The organism is Chromobacterium rhizoryzae, from assembly GCF_020544465.1.
In the GTDB taxonomy this organism is placed as follows: Bacteria; Pseudomonadota; Gammaproteobacteria; order Burkholderiales; family Chromobacteriaceae; genus Chromobacterium.
Genome location: NZ_CP066126.1, coordinates 2,564,393 through 2,578,941, shown reverse-complemented (window position 1 = coordinate 2,578,941; position 14,549 = coordinate 2,564,393). Strand labels below are relative to the sequence as shown.

Here is a 14,549-nt window from a genome sequence, read left to right as displayed (position 1 = left end):
GTGAGGTATTGAATGGAATTGCGCCATCTGCGCTACTTCGTCGCCGTCGCCGAAGAGCTCAACTTCACCCGCGCGGCGGAACGGCTGCACATCGCCCAGCCGCCGCTAAGCCGGCAGATCCAGCAACTGGAGGAGGAGCTGGGCCTATTGCTGCTGGACCGCGGCGCGCGGCCCTTGCAACTGACCGAGGCCGGCCGCTTCTTCTACGCCCAGGCGCGCAATCTGCTGGCCCAGGCCCAGGGCATGCGCGCGATGACGCGCAAGATCGCGCTGGCGCGCCGGCAGCTGGTGATAGGGTATGTCGGCTCCACCTTGTACCGGCCCTTGCCGGAGGTGATACGCCGCTTCCGCGCCATCCATGTCGACACCGAGCTGTCCTTGCTGGAAATGACGTCCTTGGAGCAGGTGGAGGCCCTGAAGGCCGGCCGCATCGACGTGGGCTTCGGCCGGCTCTTGTTCGACGACCCGGCGGTGGAGCGCGAAGTGCTGGCCGAGGAGCCCTTGTGGCTGGCCTTGCCGCTGGAGCACCCGCTGGCGCGGCGCGAAGGGCCCTTGCGCCTGCGCGACGCGGCGGAGGAAACCGTGCTGATCTATCCGCGCCAGCCGCGGCCCAGCTACGCCGACCAGGTGCTGGCCGCCTTCCGCCAGCGCGCGCTGGAGCCGGCTTACGCGCTGGAAGTGAGAGAATTGCAAACCGCGCTGGGCCTGGTGGCCGCCGGCATGGGGGTGTGCGTGGTGCCGGCCAGCGTGCTGAGGCTGCGCCGCGACGACGTGGTGTACCGGCCGCTGACGGATGAAGGCCTGGCCTCGCCGCTGATCATGAGCGCGCGGCGCGGGGACCGCTCCGAGGAGCTGGCCCTGATCCGGCGTTTATTGCGCGAGCTGCTGCCGCGCGAGGAGGCGCTGGAGGAGTAGGGCAGGCCGCCATCGCCGCAGGGGCGGGTTGAGGCGGCCCTTGCCGTTCGATGCCGCGGCCTAGGCCGTTTTCTCTTGCAAAGAGCGGGCTATCCGGCGCTGCCCGGCCAGCGCGATCACGGCCATCAGCGCGCCGGCGGCCAGGGTCACGCCGAAACCGGCGCGCACGCCGACATGGTCCACCACCCATCCCGTCGCCGCCGCGCCCAGCGCCACGCCGCTGGCGAGGCCGGTGATCAGCCAGGTCAGGCCCTCGGTCAGTTGCGCCGGCGGCGCCATCTCCTCCACCAAGCCCATGGCCACGATCATGGTGGGCGCGAAGAACACGCCGGCCAGCAAGACGCCGGCGCTCAACATCCATAGATTGGAGACCAGCAGCAAGGGCAGGGTGGCCAGCGCCGTGGCGGCGGCCGCCCAGACGAAGAGCCGCGCCAGCGGCATGCTGGCCTTGCGCGCGCCGAACAGCAGGCCGGCCAGGCAAGAGCCTATCGCGTACACCGACAAGACGATGCTGGCCGCCGCCGGCTGTCCCTGCTGCTGGGCGAAGGCGACGCTGATCACGTCCACGGCGCCGGCGATGGCGCCCAGCGCCACCAGGGCGAAGATCAGCACCCGCATGCCGGTCAGGGCGGCGACGGAGCCGCGCCGTTCTTGGGTTGCGGGGTGCACCGGCGGTTCGGTGCCGGTTTGCGCGCAGAAGGCGGCGACGCCGACGGCCAGCAAGACGGCGGCCAGCAGCGGGCCGGCCTGCGGAAACGCCGCCACGCTCAGGCCCACGGCGATGGGCGGGCCGACGATGAAGCAGACCTCGTCCAGCACCGATTCCAGCGAAAACGCAGTGTGCAGGCGCGGCGTGCCGCGGTAAATCTCGGTCCAGCGCGCGCGCGCCATCGCCGACATGCTGGGCATGCAGCCGGCGAAGGCGGCGGAGACGAATAGCGTCCAGGCCGGCCATTGCGCCCAGCTGCAGAACAGGAGCGACAGCATCGCCGCCACGCTGAGCGCGGTGGCCGCGGGCAAGACCCGGCGCTGGCCGTAGCGGTCCACCGCCCGCGACACCTGCGGCGCCAGCAGCGCCATCGAAAAGGTGAAGGTGGCGGCGACGGCGCCGGCCAGCCAGTAGGAGCCCGAGGTTTGCGACAACATGGTGATGATGCCGATGCCGGTCATGGAAATGGGCATGCGCGCCACCCAGGCGGCGGCGGAGAAGGCCAGGCTGCCGGGGTGGGAGAACAGGCTGAGGTAGGGGTTGGCCATCGGGTTTCCTTGTGGCGGACGGCGCTGATCTCGCCTGGTCCGCTGTTTTAATATACGCGACGTATGCTAAACTAATTGACATACGCGCCGTATGTCAACAGCGGCGCGACGGTCAATGCGGAAACAGGGGAGCGGGATGATGAGCAAAACACGCAGCGAAGCCATGGAGGAAACCCGGCGCAGGCTGTTGCTGTCCGCGCGCCGCAGCTTTGGCGCCGACGGCTATGCGGCCACGGTGATGGATGAGCTGACCGCCGCGGCCGGCGTGACCCGCGGCGCGCTCTACCACCACTTTGGCGACAAGAAAGGCCTGTTGCTGGCGGTGGCCCAAGAATTGGACGCCGAGATCGAGGCCGGCCTGGCGCTGGCGGAACGCGAGGCGGCGGACCCGTGGCAGGGCTTCAAGCGCCGCTGCCGCGCATATCTGCAAGCGGCCACCCAGCCGGAGGCGCAGCGCATTCTGCTGCGCGACGCGCCGGCGGCGCTGGGCGCGGAGTACGCGCAGGCCGGCCAGCGGCAGTGCGTGAGCAATATCGCCGAGCGTTTGCGCGCCTTGATGGACGCCGGCCTGATCCGCCGCGCCGACCCGCAGGCGCTGGCGCGGCTGATCCACGGCGCGCTGGTGGAAGGCGCCGGCTGGGCGTCCGGCGCCGAGCGGCCGGCGGAGGCGCTGGCCCAGACGCTGGACGCGCTTGAACCCTTGCTGGAGGGCCTGCGGCTAGGCGCGGCCGGCTGAACAATCGGACGGCTCAGGCCGCGTCCAGAAAGTCCAGCAAGGCCCGCTCGAAGGCGAGCGGCGCTTCCAGATTGGACAGATGGGAGGCGGGCAGCCGCGCCAGGCGGGCGTCAGGCATCGCCGCGGCCATGGCTTCCGCCTCAGCCACTGTGGTCACCGGATCGAGCAGTCCGGCGATCAGTAGCGCGGGCGCGGCGATGCGCGGCAAGTCCGCGCGCAGGTCGGCGTCGGCCAGCGCCTCGCAGCAGGCGGCGTAGCCGTCCGGCGCGGTGGCCGCCAGCCAGACGCGCGCCTGCTCGACGATGTCCGGCGCCTGGGCGCAAAAGTCGGCGCTGAACCAGCGTTGATGCGCGCTGGCGGCCAGTTCGGCCAGGCCGCCGCCGCGCACCTGGGCGGCGCGTTGCCGCCAGGCTTCGCTTGCGCCTATCTTGGCGGCGCTATTGCTGACCACCAGGCATTGCAGGCGTTCCGGCGCGTGGGCGCCCAGCCACAGGCCGGTGAGGCCGCCCATCGAAATGCCGCAGAAATGAGCGCGTTCGATGTCCAGCGCGTCCAGCAAGGACAGCGCGTCGCCGGCGAGGTCGGCCAGCCGGGGCGGAACGGTCCCGACGCCGCTGCCGCCGTGGCCGCGCGCGTCGTAGCGCAGCACGCGGTAGCGGTGGCTCAGCGCCGCCAGTTGCGGCCGCCACATTTCCAGCGTGGTGCCAAGCGAGTTGGACAGCAGCAGCGCCGGCGCGCCGGCCGGCCCGTCCACTTGGTAGTGCAGCGCGTGCGTGCCGAGTTTCAGCATGGGCATGACGGATCTCCTTTCTATACCTGGGGTTTCAAAGCCGCTGGGGCGGCGTCCAGCCGCGACATCGCGAACAAGGCCAAGGCGCCGGCCAATACCGGCGCGGCGGCCCAGGCGAAGAAGCCCTGCGCCGAACCGGCGGCGGCGAACAACAGGGCGCCAGTCATCGAGCCGATGATGGAGCCGGCGCGGCCGGCGGCCAGCGCCCAGCTTACCCCGGTGGCGCGGGCCTGGGTGGGGTAGAGCGTGGCGGCGAGTATGCTCAGATTGTTCAAGGCCCCGGTCAGGCTGAAGCCCACCAGGAACACGGTGGCGAACAACCAGCCGCCGTCGCCCAGCGCCGCGCCCACGGCGGACAGCGCCAGCGCCGCCAGCAGGCACAGCCAGGGCAGTACCCGGCGCGCGCCGATTCTATCCATCAGCATGGCCATGAGCACACCGCCCACCGCGCCGCCCAGCGGCACCATGGCGCTGATGCGCGCCGCCTGCGCCGTGCTGTAGCCGTGATCCCGCAGAATGGTGGGCATCCAGTTGGTGAGCAGGTAAAACACGAACAGACAGCAGAAGAAGGTCAGCCACAGCAACAGGGTGCGGGCGCGCGTTCCGGCGATGAAGAGCAGGCCCGCCGGCGAGCGGCCGGCCGGGACGGCGTTTTCGTGGCGGAAGACCCTGCCCCGCCAGCGCGGGTCCGGATTGATGCGGGCGACGATGCGGCGCAGCGCGGCGGCCTTGTCCGGCCTGCCGGCGAGATAGCACACCGATTCCGGCAGCAGCCAGGCGATGAAGGGCAGCAGGAGCAAGGGCGCCAGGCCGCCGGCCGCCAGCACGCCTTGCCAGCCCCACAGCGGAATGATCTGGCTGGCGACGCCGCCGCCCAGCGCTAGGCCGGCGGTGAAACCGGCGTAGCTGAGCGTGACCAGCAACATGCGGTGGCGCGCCGGCGAGTATTCCGAGCTTAGCGTGATGCAATTGGGCAGCACGCCGCCCAGGCCGATGCCGGTGGCGAAACGCAGCAGCGCCAACTCTGTTATCGACTCCGAGCGCGCCGAGACCAGCGTGCCCAGGCCGAAAATCAGCGTGCACAGCAGCAACACCCGTTTGCGGCCCAGGCGGTCCGCCACCGGGCCGAAGGCGAAATTGCCTATCAGCATGCCGAACAGGCCGGCGCCGAAAGCCGGCGCCAGCTGGCCGCGGGAAATGCCCCACTGGCTGATCAGTTCCGGCGCGATATAGCCAATGGCGGCGGTGTCGAAGCCATCCAGCAGCACAATGAGAAAGCACAGCGTCAACACCATGATCTGGTAGCGGGACAGCGGGCTGTTGTCGATGAACTCGCTGATGTCTATGGGCTTGTCCTGCATGGGAAGCTCCTATGAAAGAGGGCGCGCCGGGAGCGCCGACGCGCAGCAGCCTTTGAACAAGCTATCAGCGCCTGTTCAATGTCTCGCGAGCAAGGGCGAGACAAGGCGAAAACGAGTGAAAAAGCGGAATGTACGAGTGGTACATGAGCATTTTGAGCTTGTTTTTAACGCCGTATCGCTGAAGCGCAGCAGACTTTGAATAGGTTCTCAGACGCGCTCCATGATCAGCGCGATGCCTTGCCCCACGCCGATGCACATGCTGCACAAGGCGTAGCGGCCGCCGCCGCGTTGCAACTGATAGAGCGCGGTGGCCGCCAGCCGCGCGCCGCTGGCGCCCAGCGGATGGCCCAGGGCGATGGCGCCGCCGTTGGGATTGAGGTGTTCGGCGTCGTCCGGCAGGCCCAGTTCGCGCAGCACCGCCAGCGCCTGGGCGGCGAAGGCCTCGTTCAGCTCGATCACGTCCATCTGTTCCAGGCGCAGCCCGGCCAGGGCCAAGACCTTGCGTATCGCCGGCGCCGGGCCGAAGCCCATGATGCGCGGCTCCACGCCGGCGCAGGCCATGGCCAGCACCCGCGCGCGTGGCGTCAGTCCATGGCGCTGCAGCGCGGCCTCATTGGCCAGCAGCAAGGCGGCCGCGCCGTCGTTGATGCCGGAGGCGTTGCCGGCGGTAACGCTGCCCTCGGGCCGCACCACGCCCTTGAGCCGGGCTAGCGCCTCCAGCGAGGTGGCGCGCGGATGTTCGTCGCGGACAACACGCAGCGGCTCGCCCTTGAGCCGCGGAATCGTCACTTCCATCAACTCGTCGTCCAGCCGGCCGGCTTCCTGCGCCGCGGCGGCGCGCAGCTGGCTGCGCAGCGCGAAGGCGTCCTGATCCGCGCGCGAGATGCGGAATTGTTCGGCCACGTTTTCCGCGGTTTCCGGCATCGAGTCCACGCCGTAGCGCTCGCGCAGCAACGGGTTGACGAAGCGCCAGCCCATGGTGCTGTCCTCGATGCGCAGATTGCGGGCGAAGGCGCTGTCCGCCTTGCCCATCACATAGGGCGCGCGGCTCATGCTTTCCACGCCGCCGGCTATCATCAGCTCGGCCTCGCCGCTCTTGAGCGCGCGCGCGGCCTGGCCGATGGCGTCCAGGCTGGAGCCGCACAGGCGGTTGACGGTACTGGCCGGCGTGGACGGCGGCAGGCCGGCCAGCAAGACGGCCATGCGCGCCACGTTGCGGTTGTCCTCGCCGGCCTGGTTGGCGCAGCCGTAGAGCACGTCGTCCAGCAAGTCCCAGTCCACGCCCGGGTTGCGTTGTCGCAGCGCGCTCAGCGGCAGGGCGGCCAGATCGTCGGCGCGCAGGGAGGACAAGCCGCCGCCGTAGCGGCCGAAAGGGGTGCGGATGGCGTCGCAGATATAGGCCTGGCTCATGGCGTCTCTCCTTGGCGGGCGTCGGTCAGGGGCAGCGGCGTCAGCCGCTGCAATTCGTCGAAATCCAGGCCGGGCACGCATTCGCGCACCAAGAGCTCGCCGTCGCGGAGGTCGATCACCGCCAGATCGGTATACACCCGGTGCACGCAGCCGACGCCGGTCAGCGGGTAGCTGCAGGCTTCCACCAGCTTGCAGTCTCCCTGCTTGTTCAGATGCTCCATCATGACGAACACCCGCTTGGCGCCGATGGCCAGGTCCATCGCGCCGCCCACCGCCGGGATGGCGTCCGCCGCGCCGGTGTGCCAGTTGGCCAGATCGCCGCGCCGCGACACCTGGAAGGCGCCCAGCACGCAGATGTCCAGATGGCCGCCGCGCATCATGGCGAAGGAGTCGCCGTGGTGGAAGAAACAGCCGCCGGGCAATAGGGTGACCGGCTCCTTGCCGGCGTTGATCAGGTCCGGGTCCGCCTGGCCGGGTTCCGGCGCCGGGCCCATGCCCAGCAGGCCGTTCTCGCTGTGCAGGAAGATATCCAGTTCCGGCGGCAGATAGTCGGCCACCCGGGTGGGCAGGCCTATGCCCAGGTTGACGTAAGCGCCTTCGGGGATGTCGCGCGCCACCCGCGCCGCCATCTGTTCGCGGTCCAGTCGCTTATGCATGCCGGCCTCCTTGCATGGGCTGACCGGCGACGCAGACCAGCTTGTGAACGAAGATGCCCGGCGTCACCACGGTTTCCGGGTCCATTTCGCCCAGCGGCAGCAATTGCCCCACCTGGACGATGGTCTGGCGCGCGGCGGCGGCCATGATGGGGCCGAAATTGCGCGCCGCCTTGCGGTATTGCAGATTGCCCCAGCGGTCGCCGCGCCAGGCCTTGATCAGCGCGAAGTCGGCGTGGATCGGGTATTCCAGCACATAGTCGCGGCCCGCGATGCGGCGGGTTTCCTTGCCTTCCGCCAGCAGGGTGCCGTAGCCGGTGGGGGTGAAGATGGCGCCCAGGCCGGCGCCGGCGGCCTGGATGCGGGCGGCCAGATTGCCCTGCGGCACCAGTTCCAGTTCGATGTCGCCGGCGCGGTAGAGCGCGTCGAAGACCTGGGAATCCGCCTGGCGCGGAAACGAGCAGACGATCTTGCGCACCCGGCGCGCGCGCAGCAGCGCGGCCAGGCCGGCCTCACCGTTGCCGGCGTTGTTGTTGACGATGGTGAGATTGCGCGCGCCGTGGTCTATCAGCGCGTCTATCAACTCCGCCGGCTGGCCGGCGACGCCGAAGCCGCCGATCATCACTGTGGCGTCGTCGTGGATGTCGGCAATGGCGGCTGCGGCCGAGCTTACCGTTTTATCTATCATCGACTGTCCTTTGCGGGCTGCGTGCAGCCATGAATGGAAAGGATTTTGTGCGATTATCGAACGATATGTTTTTAATCGCGCATTCAGCATGCTTGCCGGCCTGCCGCAGGGTCAATACGATGATCGCAATAGTGTGCGGTGATCGCTCAACGACGATAAAAGGTGACAAGATGCAACAGTGGCAAGAGGCGGCGGCCGAGGAGGGCGTGGAAGAGAACTTCAGCGGCGATCCCAATTACATGGCCTCGCTGGCGCGCGGCCTGGCGGTGATTCAGGCGTTCTCGGCGCAGCGCCGCCTGTTGTCCACCTCGCAGATCAGCCAGCGCACCGGCATTCCGCGCGCGGCGGTGCGGCGCTGCCTGTACACCCTGGCCAAGCTGGGTTTCGTGGACAGCGAGGACGGCCGCCATTTCGCCTTGCGGCCGCGCATTCTGGCGCTGGGCCACGCCTATCTGGGCTCCACGCCGCTGGCGCGCGCCGGCCAGCCGGTGCTGCGCCACGTCAGCAGCAGCGTCAACGAATCCAGCTCCATCGCCATTCTGGACGGCGACGACATCCTTTACATCGCGCGCGCCTTCACCAGCCGCATCATGACGGTGGATCTGGACATCGGCAGCCGCCTGCCGGCGGTCAGCACCTCGATGGGCCGGGCGATGCTGAGCCGGCTGCCCGCCGCCGAGCTTGCCCTCTTGTTGGACCGGGCGCGGCTGGTCCGGCACACGCCGCACACCCTGATTGAGCGGCCGGCGCTGGAGGCGGAACTGGCGCGGGTGGCGGAGCAGGGTTACGCCATCATCGATCAGGAGCTGGAAATCGGCCTGCGCTCCATCGCCGTGCCCATCATCGGCGCCGACGGCCGCGCCGCGGCGGCCATCAATGTGGGGGTGCAGGCGGCGCGCGTCAGCCGCGAGGATTTGCTGTTGCGCATCTTGCCGGTGCTGCGCGAGGCCGCGGCGGAACTGGCGCTGCTGGCGGTGTGAGCAGTGCGGCGAGAACGACGCGGATAGGACATCAGAATTAACTGCGCGGCGGAAAACCCTATGCTAAACCTACAGCAATAAGACATAGGCGAAAGCAGGCTGTCATGTCGTTCAAATTTCCGGAAAGGGCGCCCGCCGGCGCTTCCGGCAATGCCGGGCTGGCCTCCGTGGTGGAGGCCGCTCCGGTGGGCGTGCTGGTGGTGGCGGCCGACGGCCGCATGCTCTACGTCAACAGCGCGCTGGAGAATATGTTTGGCTACAGCAAGGCCCAGTTGCTGGGCCAGGCGGTGGAAATGCTGCTGCCGGCCGATATCCGCGAACGCCATCTCGATTTTCGCCAGCTGTTTTTCTCCCATCCCACGCCCAGAACCATGGGCAGCGGCCGCGAGCTGTTCGCCCAGCATGCGGATGGCCGCCAGTTTCCCATTGAAATCGGCCTCGGCTCCATGCCGCACGAAGATGAAATCTGCGCGGTGGCCTTTGTCAGCGACATCACGCCGCGGCGCCGGCTGGAGCATCGCTTCGCCAAGGTGGTGGCCTCGCTGCCCATCGGCCTGCTGATGGCAGGCGCGGACGGCAAGATCTCAATGACCAACCAGGCGCTGGACGCCCTGTTCGGCTACTCGCCGGGAGAATTGACCGGCCAGCCGGTGGAGGTGCTGCTGCCGCAACGCGTGCGGCAGGGCCACCCGGCTTTGCGGGCCGCCTTCGCCAAGGCGCCGGAAGTCCGGGCGATGGGCTCGGGGCGCGATCTGCTGGCCCAGCATAAGAACGGCAGCGAATTCCCGGTGGAAGTGGGCTTGACCCCGCTGGAAACGGAAGGAGAGCGGCTGGTGCTGGCCGCGATCACCGACATCTCCCTGCGCAAGAAATTTGAGGAGACGCTGCAGCAGGCCAACGCCCAGCTGGAAGAGTTCACCTATGTGGCCTCCCATGATTTGCGCTCGCCTTTGCGCGGCATTGCCGACCTGATCTCCTGGATACGCGAAGACCTGGACCCGTCCCAGCTGAGCGCGGACATCGAGAGAAACTTTGTCCGCGCCGAGGAACGCATCGCCCGCGCCGAACGCATGATAGAAGACCTGCTGGAATACGCGCGGGCCGGGCGCCAGGACGAACGCGTCGAGGAAGTCGATCCCGGCCTGCTGGTGCGCGAGACCCTGGAGCTGCTCGATATCCCCCCGGGCTTTCAAGTGGAAGTGGAAATCAAGGCCCGGCCGTTTCCCGCCGCGCGCACGCCGCTGTCGCTGGCGATCCGCAATGTGCTGTCCAACGCCTGCAAGCATCACGGTGGCGGCAAGGGCGTGATCCGCATCGCGGTGGAGGAGGACGGGCGCTTCAATCTGTTCACGGTGGAAGACGACGGCGTAGGCGTGCCGCCAGGCTCGGAAGAACGCATTTTCAAGCTGTTTCACCGCGCCAGCAGCCAGGCGGAAGGGCATGGAGTGGGGCTGGCGGTGACGCGTCGCATGGTCAATAGCAATGGCGGCACGGTGGTGCTGGATAGACACGGCACGCTGGGCGGCGCCTGTTTCCGCATCCGCTGGCCGCGGTTTCCGCTCAAGGAGGTGGGATGATGGCAAGCGTGGCGGTAGCGAGCGATATCACGGTTTTGCTGGTGGACGACGACGATGTGGCCATTGAGGGCGTCTTGCGCGGCGTGCGCCGACAAGGGCTTGAATGCAAGATGGTCACCGCCTGCGATGGCCTGGAGGCCTTGCAAATCCTGCGCGGCGCGCATGACAGCAAGCGGATCACCAGCCCCTTTCTGATCCTGCTGGATCTCAATATGCCGCGCATGGACGGTTTTCAATTCCTGGAAACCATCCGCGCGGACAGCCAGTTGCGCAACTCGGTGATCTTCGTGCTGACCACCTCCTCGCGGGACGCGGACCGCATGCGCGCCTACGAGGAAAACGTGGCGGGTTATATGATGAAGTCCGCCGTGGGCCCGCAGTTCGTGAAACTGATGGAGCTGCTGCATTCCTACGCCCAGTCCGTGGTTTTACCCGCCCGGTAATCAAGATGATCGACGATGTCGAATGCCTGTTGGAAACGCCGCCGCAAGTCAGCGTGCTGGTGGTGGACGACGACGACGTCGACCGCGAGCGCATCATCCGCCTGCTGCACCGAAACGCCCTGTGCTCCCAGATTCTGGAAGCGGACTCCAAGGCCAGCGCCTTGAAGCTGCTGGGCCGGGAGTTGTTCGACTTTGTGTTTCTGGACTTCAAGCTGGACGACGGCGACGGCCGCGAACTGGTGCCGTCCATCCAGCAACGCAACCAATCCTGTCTGATCGTGGCGGTCACCGGCACCGGCAATGAACGCATCGCCGCCGAGGCGATCAAGCTGGGCGTCTACGAATACCTGCCCAAGTTCGAACTGACCGAGGACCGCCTGCGCCAGACCATCAGCGACGGCGTGCGGGTGGCGGCGATACAGGCCAAGCTGCGCGAAACCGAACAACTGCTGCAACACCGCAGTCTGTACGACTCGCTGACCGATCTGCCCAACCGCAATCTGTTTCTCGACCGCCTGGATCAGCTGTGCGCCTTGCACGCTCGCAATCAACTGCCGTTCGCCGTGCTGATGATAGACCTGGACCGCTTCAAGGAGGTCAACGACAAGCTGGGCCATCAGGCCGGGGATTTGGTGCTGCGGGAGGTGGGGGCGCGTTTCGCCACCCTGCTGCGCGGCTCGGACACCATCGCGCGCCTGGGCGGCGACGAATTCGCCGCCTTGCTGCTGGAAGTGGATAGCGCGGAATGCGCGCTGGCCATGGCGGAAAAAGTGGGCCATACGCTGGACGCGCCCATTCTGGTGGGCGAGCACGCCTTGTCGATAGGCGCGTCCTTCGGCGTGGCGATGTGCCCGCAGCACGGCTGCGATCCCGCCCAATTGCTGTCCCGCGCCGATATCGCGATGTATCAGGCCAAGAGCCATCTGGGCGCCGTCGCCTTGTACGCGGGGGAAAAGGACAAGCCCTGGCCCAAGGCGGGGCAAACCACCCAGGCCCTGATCACGCAATTGACCCGGGCGATCCAGCAAGGCGAGCTGGAAATGCATTATCAGCCCAAGGTCAGGCTGGATACCGAAGAGGTGGTGGGTTTCGAAGCCCTGGTCAGATGGAACAGCCCGGCGCAAGGCCGGGTAAACCCCGACGATTTCATGCCCACGCTGGAGTCATGCAATCTCTTGAGCCGCTTCACTTATCTGACGCTGGAGCTGGTGCTGTCCCAGCAACAAAGCTGGATCAGCCAGCGACAAAAGCCGTTCAAGGTGGCGGTGAACATTTCCGCGCGGATGCTGGAGGACAATCGGTTTGTCGAAGAAGTGATGGCGCGGCTGGCGCTCTACAAGGTTCCGCCCAGCCTGCTGGTGCTGGAGTTGACGGAAACCGCGCTGGTCATCAACCCGGTCAAGGCCAAGGAAATGATAGAACAACTGCACGCTCAGGGCGTTTCCTTGTCGATAGACGACTTCGGCGCGGGCTTCACCTCCTTTACCTATCTGAAAAGCTGCCCCATCACCGAGATCAAGCTGGACAAGGCGTTTGCGCAGGACTTGGAGCCGGGCTCCTTCAACGCCTCCTTGATTCAGTGCATGGCGGTCTTCTGTCAAAGCCGCGCCATTGACTTCATTGTCGAAGGCGTTGAGCGTAAAAAGTATTGGCCGGTCTTGATGCAACTGGGTTGCTGCCTGGCCCAGGGCTTCAGCATCGCCAAGCCGATGCCGGCCGCCAAGGTCTTGTCGTGGTGGGAAACCTGGGAGCAAGGCAAGTCATGAGGGCGAGCCGGCCGCGTCTCGGATCGCGGGCAAGGGCTCAGGCAACGGCTGAGGGCAGAAACAGGCTTGCCGCGGCAAGGGGATTGGACGGGAAATAGGCGTGGAAATAGCTGGCCAACAGGCTGCCGCTGCGGTACAAGGCCTCGCCGGTTCCGGCGCCGCTGGCGCGCGCGGCGCGGGCGATCGGCTCCAGCGCCGTGTCCAGCCGGGTGTAGTGGAAGGTGTGGCCGCGCAGCGCGCCGCCTGGGAAGGTCATTTGCTGAAGTCCCAGCCCGCATAGCCTGTCTTGAAGGACCGCGCGGCCGGGCAGCAGGCCCAGCATAGACGCGCTGTCGCCGTCGCGGCGGGTCAGCCGGTCCAGCAGATAGAGCATGCCGCCGCACTCGGCGTAGAGCGGCTTGCCGGCCGCTATATGTCCATGCAGCCCCGCTTTCAGCGCGGTGTTGGCGGCCAGCGTGTCCAGATGCAGTTCCGGATAGCCGCCGGGCAGGTAAACGGCGTCGCAGTCCGGCAGCGCCGTGTCGGCCAGCGGCGAGAAGAAGCTCAGCTCCGCGCCCAGCTGGAGCAGCGTTTCGAGGTTGGCCGGGTAGACAAAGGCGAAGGCGGCGTCGCGGGCGATGGCGATGCGCCGGCCGGCCAGCAGTTTCGGCGGCTCGGCGGGCGCGGCGGGGGGAAAGGCCACCGCCGGCGGCAGCGCGGCCAAGGCGGTGGTGGCGACCTGGCCCGCCATGCGTTCGAGACGCACGTCGAGGTCGGCGATCTCCTGCGCCTGCACCAGACCCAGATGACGCTCCGGCAGCCGCGCCGCCTCGTCCCGGCGCAGCGCGGCCAGCAAGGGCAGATGGGCCGGCAACTGCTGGGCCAGCATTTCGGCGTGGCGATCGCTGGCGACATGGTTGGCGATAAAACCGTGAAAGGTCAGGCCGGGGCGGAAGCTGGCCAGGCCGTGGGCGACGGCGGCGAAGCTCTGCGCCATGCCGGCGGCGTCTATCACCGCCACCAGCGGCACGCCGAGCAAGGCGGCCAGATCGGCGCTGCTGGGCGTGCCGTCGAACAAGCCCATGCTGCCTTCGATCAGGATCAGGTCGGCCTCGGCGGCGGCCTTGTACAGGCGGGCGCGGCAATCGTCCTCCCCGTTCATCCACAAGTCCAGGCCATAGACGGTGTGGCCGCTGGCCCGCTCCAGCACATAGGGGTCCAGGAAGTCCGGCCCGGTCTTGAACACGCGGACCCGGCGGCCCTGATTGCGGTGATGGCGGGCCAGCGCCGCCGTCAGCGTGGTCTTGCCCTGGTGCGAGGCGGGGGCGGTCAGGAACAGCGCCGGGCAGCGCAAGGACGTCATCAGAACTCCACCCCGCGTTGCGCCTTGATGCCTTGCTCGCGGTAGGGGTGTTTGACCAAGCGCATTTCGGTGACCAGATCCGCCGCCTCAAGCAAGGCTTCCGGCGCATGGCGGCCGGTGACCACCACGTGTTGCATCGCCGGCCGGGCGGCGAAGGCGGCCAGCACTTCGTCCAGCGGCAGGTATTCGTACTTCAGCACCACGTTCAATTCGTCGAGGATTACCATCTCGTAATCCTCGCTCTCCAGCATCGCCAGCGCCTGCGCCCAGCCCTTGCGCGCGGTGGCGATGTCGGCCTCGCGGTCCTGAGTGTTCCAGGTATAGCCTTCGCCCATGGTATGGAAGTCGCAGTTGTCGAAGCCGCCCAGCAGATCGCGCTCGGCGGTATGCAGCGCGCCCTTGATGAACTGCACCACGCCCAGGCGCATGCCGTGGCCGACGGCGCGCAAGCCCATGCCGAAGGCGGCGCTGCTCTTGCCCTTGCCGGTGCCGGTGTTGACGATGAGCAGGCCTTTTTCGCCGGTGGCGGCGGCCTTTTTCTTTTCAAAGCCCGCCTTGCGCTTCTCGGTCATGCGCTGGTGGGAAGCCGGATCGGTTTTCATCGTGTCGTCCTTGTGTGGGGCCGGCGCCG

14 protein-coding genes are annotated in these 14,549 nt (G+C 67.6%); 6 read left to right on the top strand and 8 right to left on the bottom strand.

What is annotated here, in order from left to right:
* Window positions 1–12 precede the first annotated feature (12 nt).
* Window positions 13–915, top strand: a complete 903-nt coding sequence (locus JC616_RS11685; RefSeq protein WP_227108446.1) for a LysR family transcriptional regulator — start codon at window positions 13–15, stop codon at window positions 913–915.
* Window positions 916–975: 60 nt separating this feature from the next.
* Here the strand turns inward: JC616_RS11685 and JC616_RS11680 are convergent, their stop codons facing one another.
* Window positions 976–2,172, bottom strand: coding sequence for an MFS transporter (locus tag JC616_RS11680; protein ID WP_227108445.1), 1,197 nt, complete (start codon window positions 2,170–2,172; stop codon window positions 976–978).
* 136 nt (window positions 2,173–2,308) lie between these two features.
* Between JC616_RS11680 and JC616_RS11675 the strand changes: the two genes are divergently transcribed.
* The gene (locus tag JC616_RS11675; RefSeq protein ID WP_227108444.1) at window positions 2,309–2,908 is read left to right on the top strand and encodes a TetR/AcrR family transcriptional regulator; all 600 of its coding nucleotides are present in this window, start codon (window positions 2,309–2,311) and stop codon (window positions 2,906–2,908) included.
* 13 nt (window positions 2,909–2,921) lie between these two features.
* Here JC616_RS11675 and pcaD read toward each other — a convergent pair whose 3' ends face one another.
* The 5 genes from pcaD to JC616_RS11650 all read right to left on the bottom strand — a co-directional run bounded on the left by pcaD (window position 2,922) and on the right by JC616_RS11650 (window position 7,810).
* Complete coding sequence (pcaD, locus tag JC616_RS11670; protein WP_227108443.1) at window positions 2,922–3,704, bottom strand: 3-oxoadipate enol-lactonase; 783 nt, start codon at window positions 3,702–3,704, stop codon at window positions 2,922–2,924.
* A 14-nt stretch (window positions 3,705–3,718) separates the two neighbouring features.
* Window positions 3,719–5,059, bottom strand: a complete 1,341-nt coding sequence (locus JC616_RS11665; RefSeq protein WP_227108442.1) for an MFS transporter — start codon at window positions 5,057–5,059, stop codon at window positions 3,719–3,721.
* A gap of 207 nt (window positions 5,060–5,266) precedes the next feature.
* Window positions 5,267–6,469 (bottom strand): 3-oxoadipyl-CoA thiolase, encoded by a 1,203-nt coding sequence (pcaF, locus tag JC616_RS11660; RefSeq protein ID WP_227108441.1) that lies wholly within the window; start codon window positions 6,467–6,469, stop codon window positions 5,267–5,269.
* On the bottom strand, window positions 6,466–7,125 hold the full coding sequence (locus tag JC616_RS11655; protein WP_227108440.1) for a 3-oxoacid CoA-transferase subunit B: 660 nt from the start codon (window positions 7,123–7,125) through the stop codon (window positions 6,466–6,468). Before JC616_RS11655 ends, pcaF begins: the two co-directional genes overlap by 4 nt.
* Window positions 7,118–7,810, bottom strand: a complete 693-nt coding sequence (locus JC616_RS11650; RefSeq protein ID WP_227108439.1) for a 3-oxoacid CoA-transferase subunit A — start codon at window positions 7,808–7,810, stop codon at window positions 7,118–7,120. Before JC616_RS11650 ends, JC616_RS11655 begins: the two co-directional genes overlap by 8 nt.
* 170 nt (window positions 7,811–7,980) lie before the next feature.
* Between JC616_RS11650 and JC616_RS11645 the strand changes: the two genes are divergently transcribed.
* The 4 genes from JC616_RS11645 (at window position 7,981) to JC616_RS11630 (ending at window position 12,576) form a co-directional block, all read left to right on the top strand.
* The gene (locus tag JC616_RS11645) at window positions 7,981–8,790 is read left to right on the top strand and encodes an IclR family transcriptional regulator domain-containing protein (RefSeq protein ID WP_227108437.1); all 810 of its coding nucleotides are present in this window, start codon (window positions 7,981–7,983) and stop codon (window positions 8,788–8,790) included.
* A gap of 104 nt (window positions 8,791–8,894) precedes the next feature.
* Window positions 8,895–10,367, top strand: a complete 1,473-nt coding sequence (locus tag JC616_RS11640; RefSeq protein WP_227108435.1) for a sensor histidine kinase — start codon at window positions 8,895–8,897, stop codon at window positions 10,365–10,367.
* A complete protein-coding gene (locus JC616_RS11635; RefSeq protein WP_227108433.1) occupies window positions 10,364–10,810 on the top strand; it encodes a response regulator in 447 nt (148 codons plus the stop codon). The genes JC616_RS11640 and JC616_RS11635 overlap by 4 nt, the downstream gene beginning before the upstream one ends.
* Window positions 10,811–10,815: 5 nt before the next feature.
* Window positions 10,816–12,576, top strand: coding sequence for a putative bifunctional diguanylate cyclase/phosphodiesterase (locus JC616_RS11630; protein WP_227108431.1), 1,761 nt, complete (start codon window positions 10,816–10,818; stop codon window positions 12,574–12,576).
* Between the two features lie 37 nt (window positions 12,577–12,613).
* Here the strand turns inward: JC616_RS11630 and JC616_RS11625 are convergent, their stop codons facing one another.
* The gene (locus JC616_RS11625) at window positions 12,614–13,918 is read right to left on the bottom strand and encodes a cobyrinate a,c-diamide synthase (RefSeq protein ID WP_227108429.1); all 1,305 of its coding nucleotides are present in this window, start codon (window positions 13,916–13,918) and stop codon (window positions 12,614–12,616) included.
* Window positions 13,918–14,520 carry a cob(I)yrinic acid a,c-diamide adenosyltransferase gene (cobO, locus tag JC616_RS11620; RefSeq protein WP_227108427.1) on the bottom strand — a complete coding sequence of 201 codons (603 nt, stop codon included), beginning with the start codon at window positions 14,518–14,520 and terminating at the stop codon, window positions 13,918–13,920. Before cobO ends, JC616_RS11625 begins: the two co-directional genes overlap by 1 nt.
* Window positions 14,521–14,549: the final 29 nt, after the last annotated feature.

Excerpts from the sequence above, each read along its gene's own strand:
- JC616_RS11685 (WP_227108446.1), top strand. The coding sequence starts at position 13 with ATGGAATTGCGCCATCTGCGCTACTTCGTCGCCGTCGCCGAAGAGCTC.
- JC616_RS11625 (WP_227108429.1), bottom strand. The coding sequence starts at position 13,918 with ATGACGTCCTTGCGCTGCCCGGCGCTGTTCCTGACCGCCCCCGCCTCG.
- JC616_RS11635 (WP_227108433.1), top strand. The coding sequence starts at position 10,364 with ATGATGGCAAGCGTGGCGGTAGCGAGCGATATCACGGTTTTGCTGGTG.
- JC616_RS11655 (WP_227108440.1), bottom strand. The coding sequence starts at position 7,125 with ATGCATAAGCGACTGGACCGCGAACAGATGGCGGCGCGGGTGGCGCGC.
- JC616_RS11665 (WP_227108442.1), bottom strand. The coding sequence starts at position 5,059 with ATGCAGGACAAGCCCATAGACATCAGCGAGTTCATCGACAACAGCCCG.
- pcaF (WP_227108441.1), bottom strand. The coding sequence starts at position 6,469 with ATGAGCCAGGCCTATATCTGCGACGCCATCCGCACCCCTTTCGGCCGC.
- JC616_RS11680 (WP_227108445.1), bottom strand. The coding sequence starts at position 2,172 with ATGGCCAACCCCTACCTCAGCCTGTTCTCCCACCCCGGCAGCCTGGCC.
- JC616_RS11650 (WP_227108439.1), bottom strand. The coding sequence starts at position 7,810 with ATGATAGATAAAACGGTAAGCTCGGCCGCAGCCGCCATTGCCGACATC.
- cobO (WP_227108427.1), bottom strand. The coding sequence starts at position 14,520 with ATGAAAACCGATCCGGCTTCCCACCAGCGCATGACCGAGAAGCGCAAG.
- JC616_RS11645 (WP_227108437.1), top strand. The coding sequence starts at position 7,981 with ATGCAACAGTGGCAAGAGGCGGCGGCCGAGGAGGGCGTGGAAGAGAAC.
- JC616_RS11675 (WP_227108444.1), top strand. The coding sequence starts at position 2,309 with ATGATGAGCAAAACACGCAGCGAAGCCATGGAGGAAACCCGGCGCAGG.
- JC616_RS11640 (WP_227108435.1), top strand. The coding sequence starts at position 8,895 with ATGTCGTTCAAATTTCCGGAAAGGGCGCCCGCCGGCGCTTCCGGCAAT.
- pcaD (WP_227108443.1), bottom strand. The coding sequence starts at position 3,704 with ATGCCCATGCTGAAACTCGGCACGCACGCGCTGCACTACCAAGTGGAC.
- JC616_RS11630 (WP_227108431.1), top strand. The coding sequence starts at position 10,816 with ATGATCGACGATGTCGAATGCCTGTTGGAAACGCCGCCGCAAGTCAGC.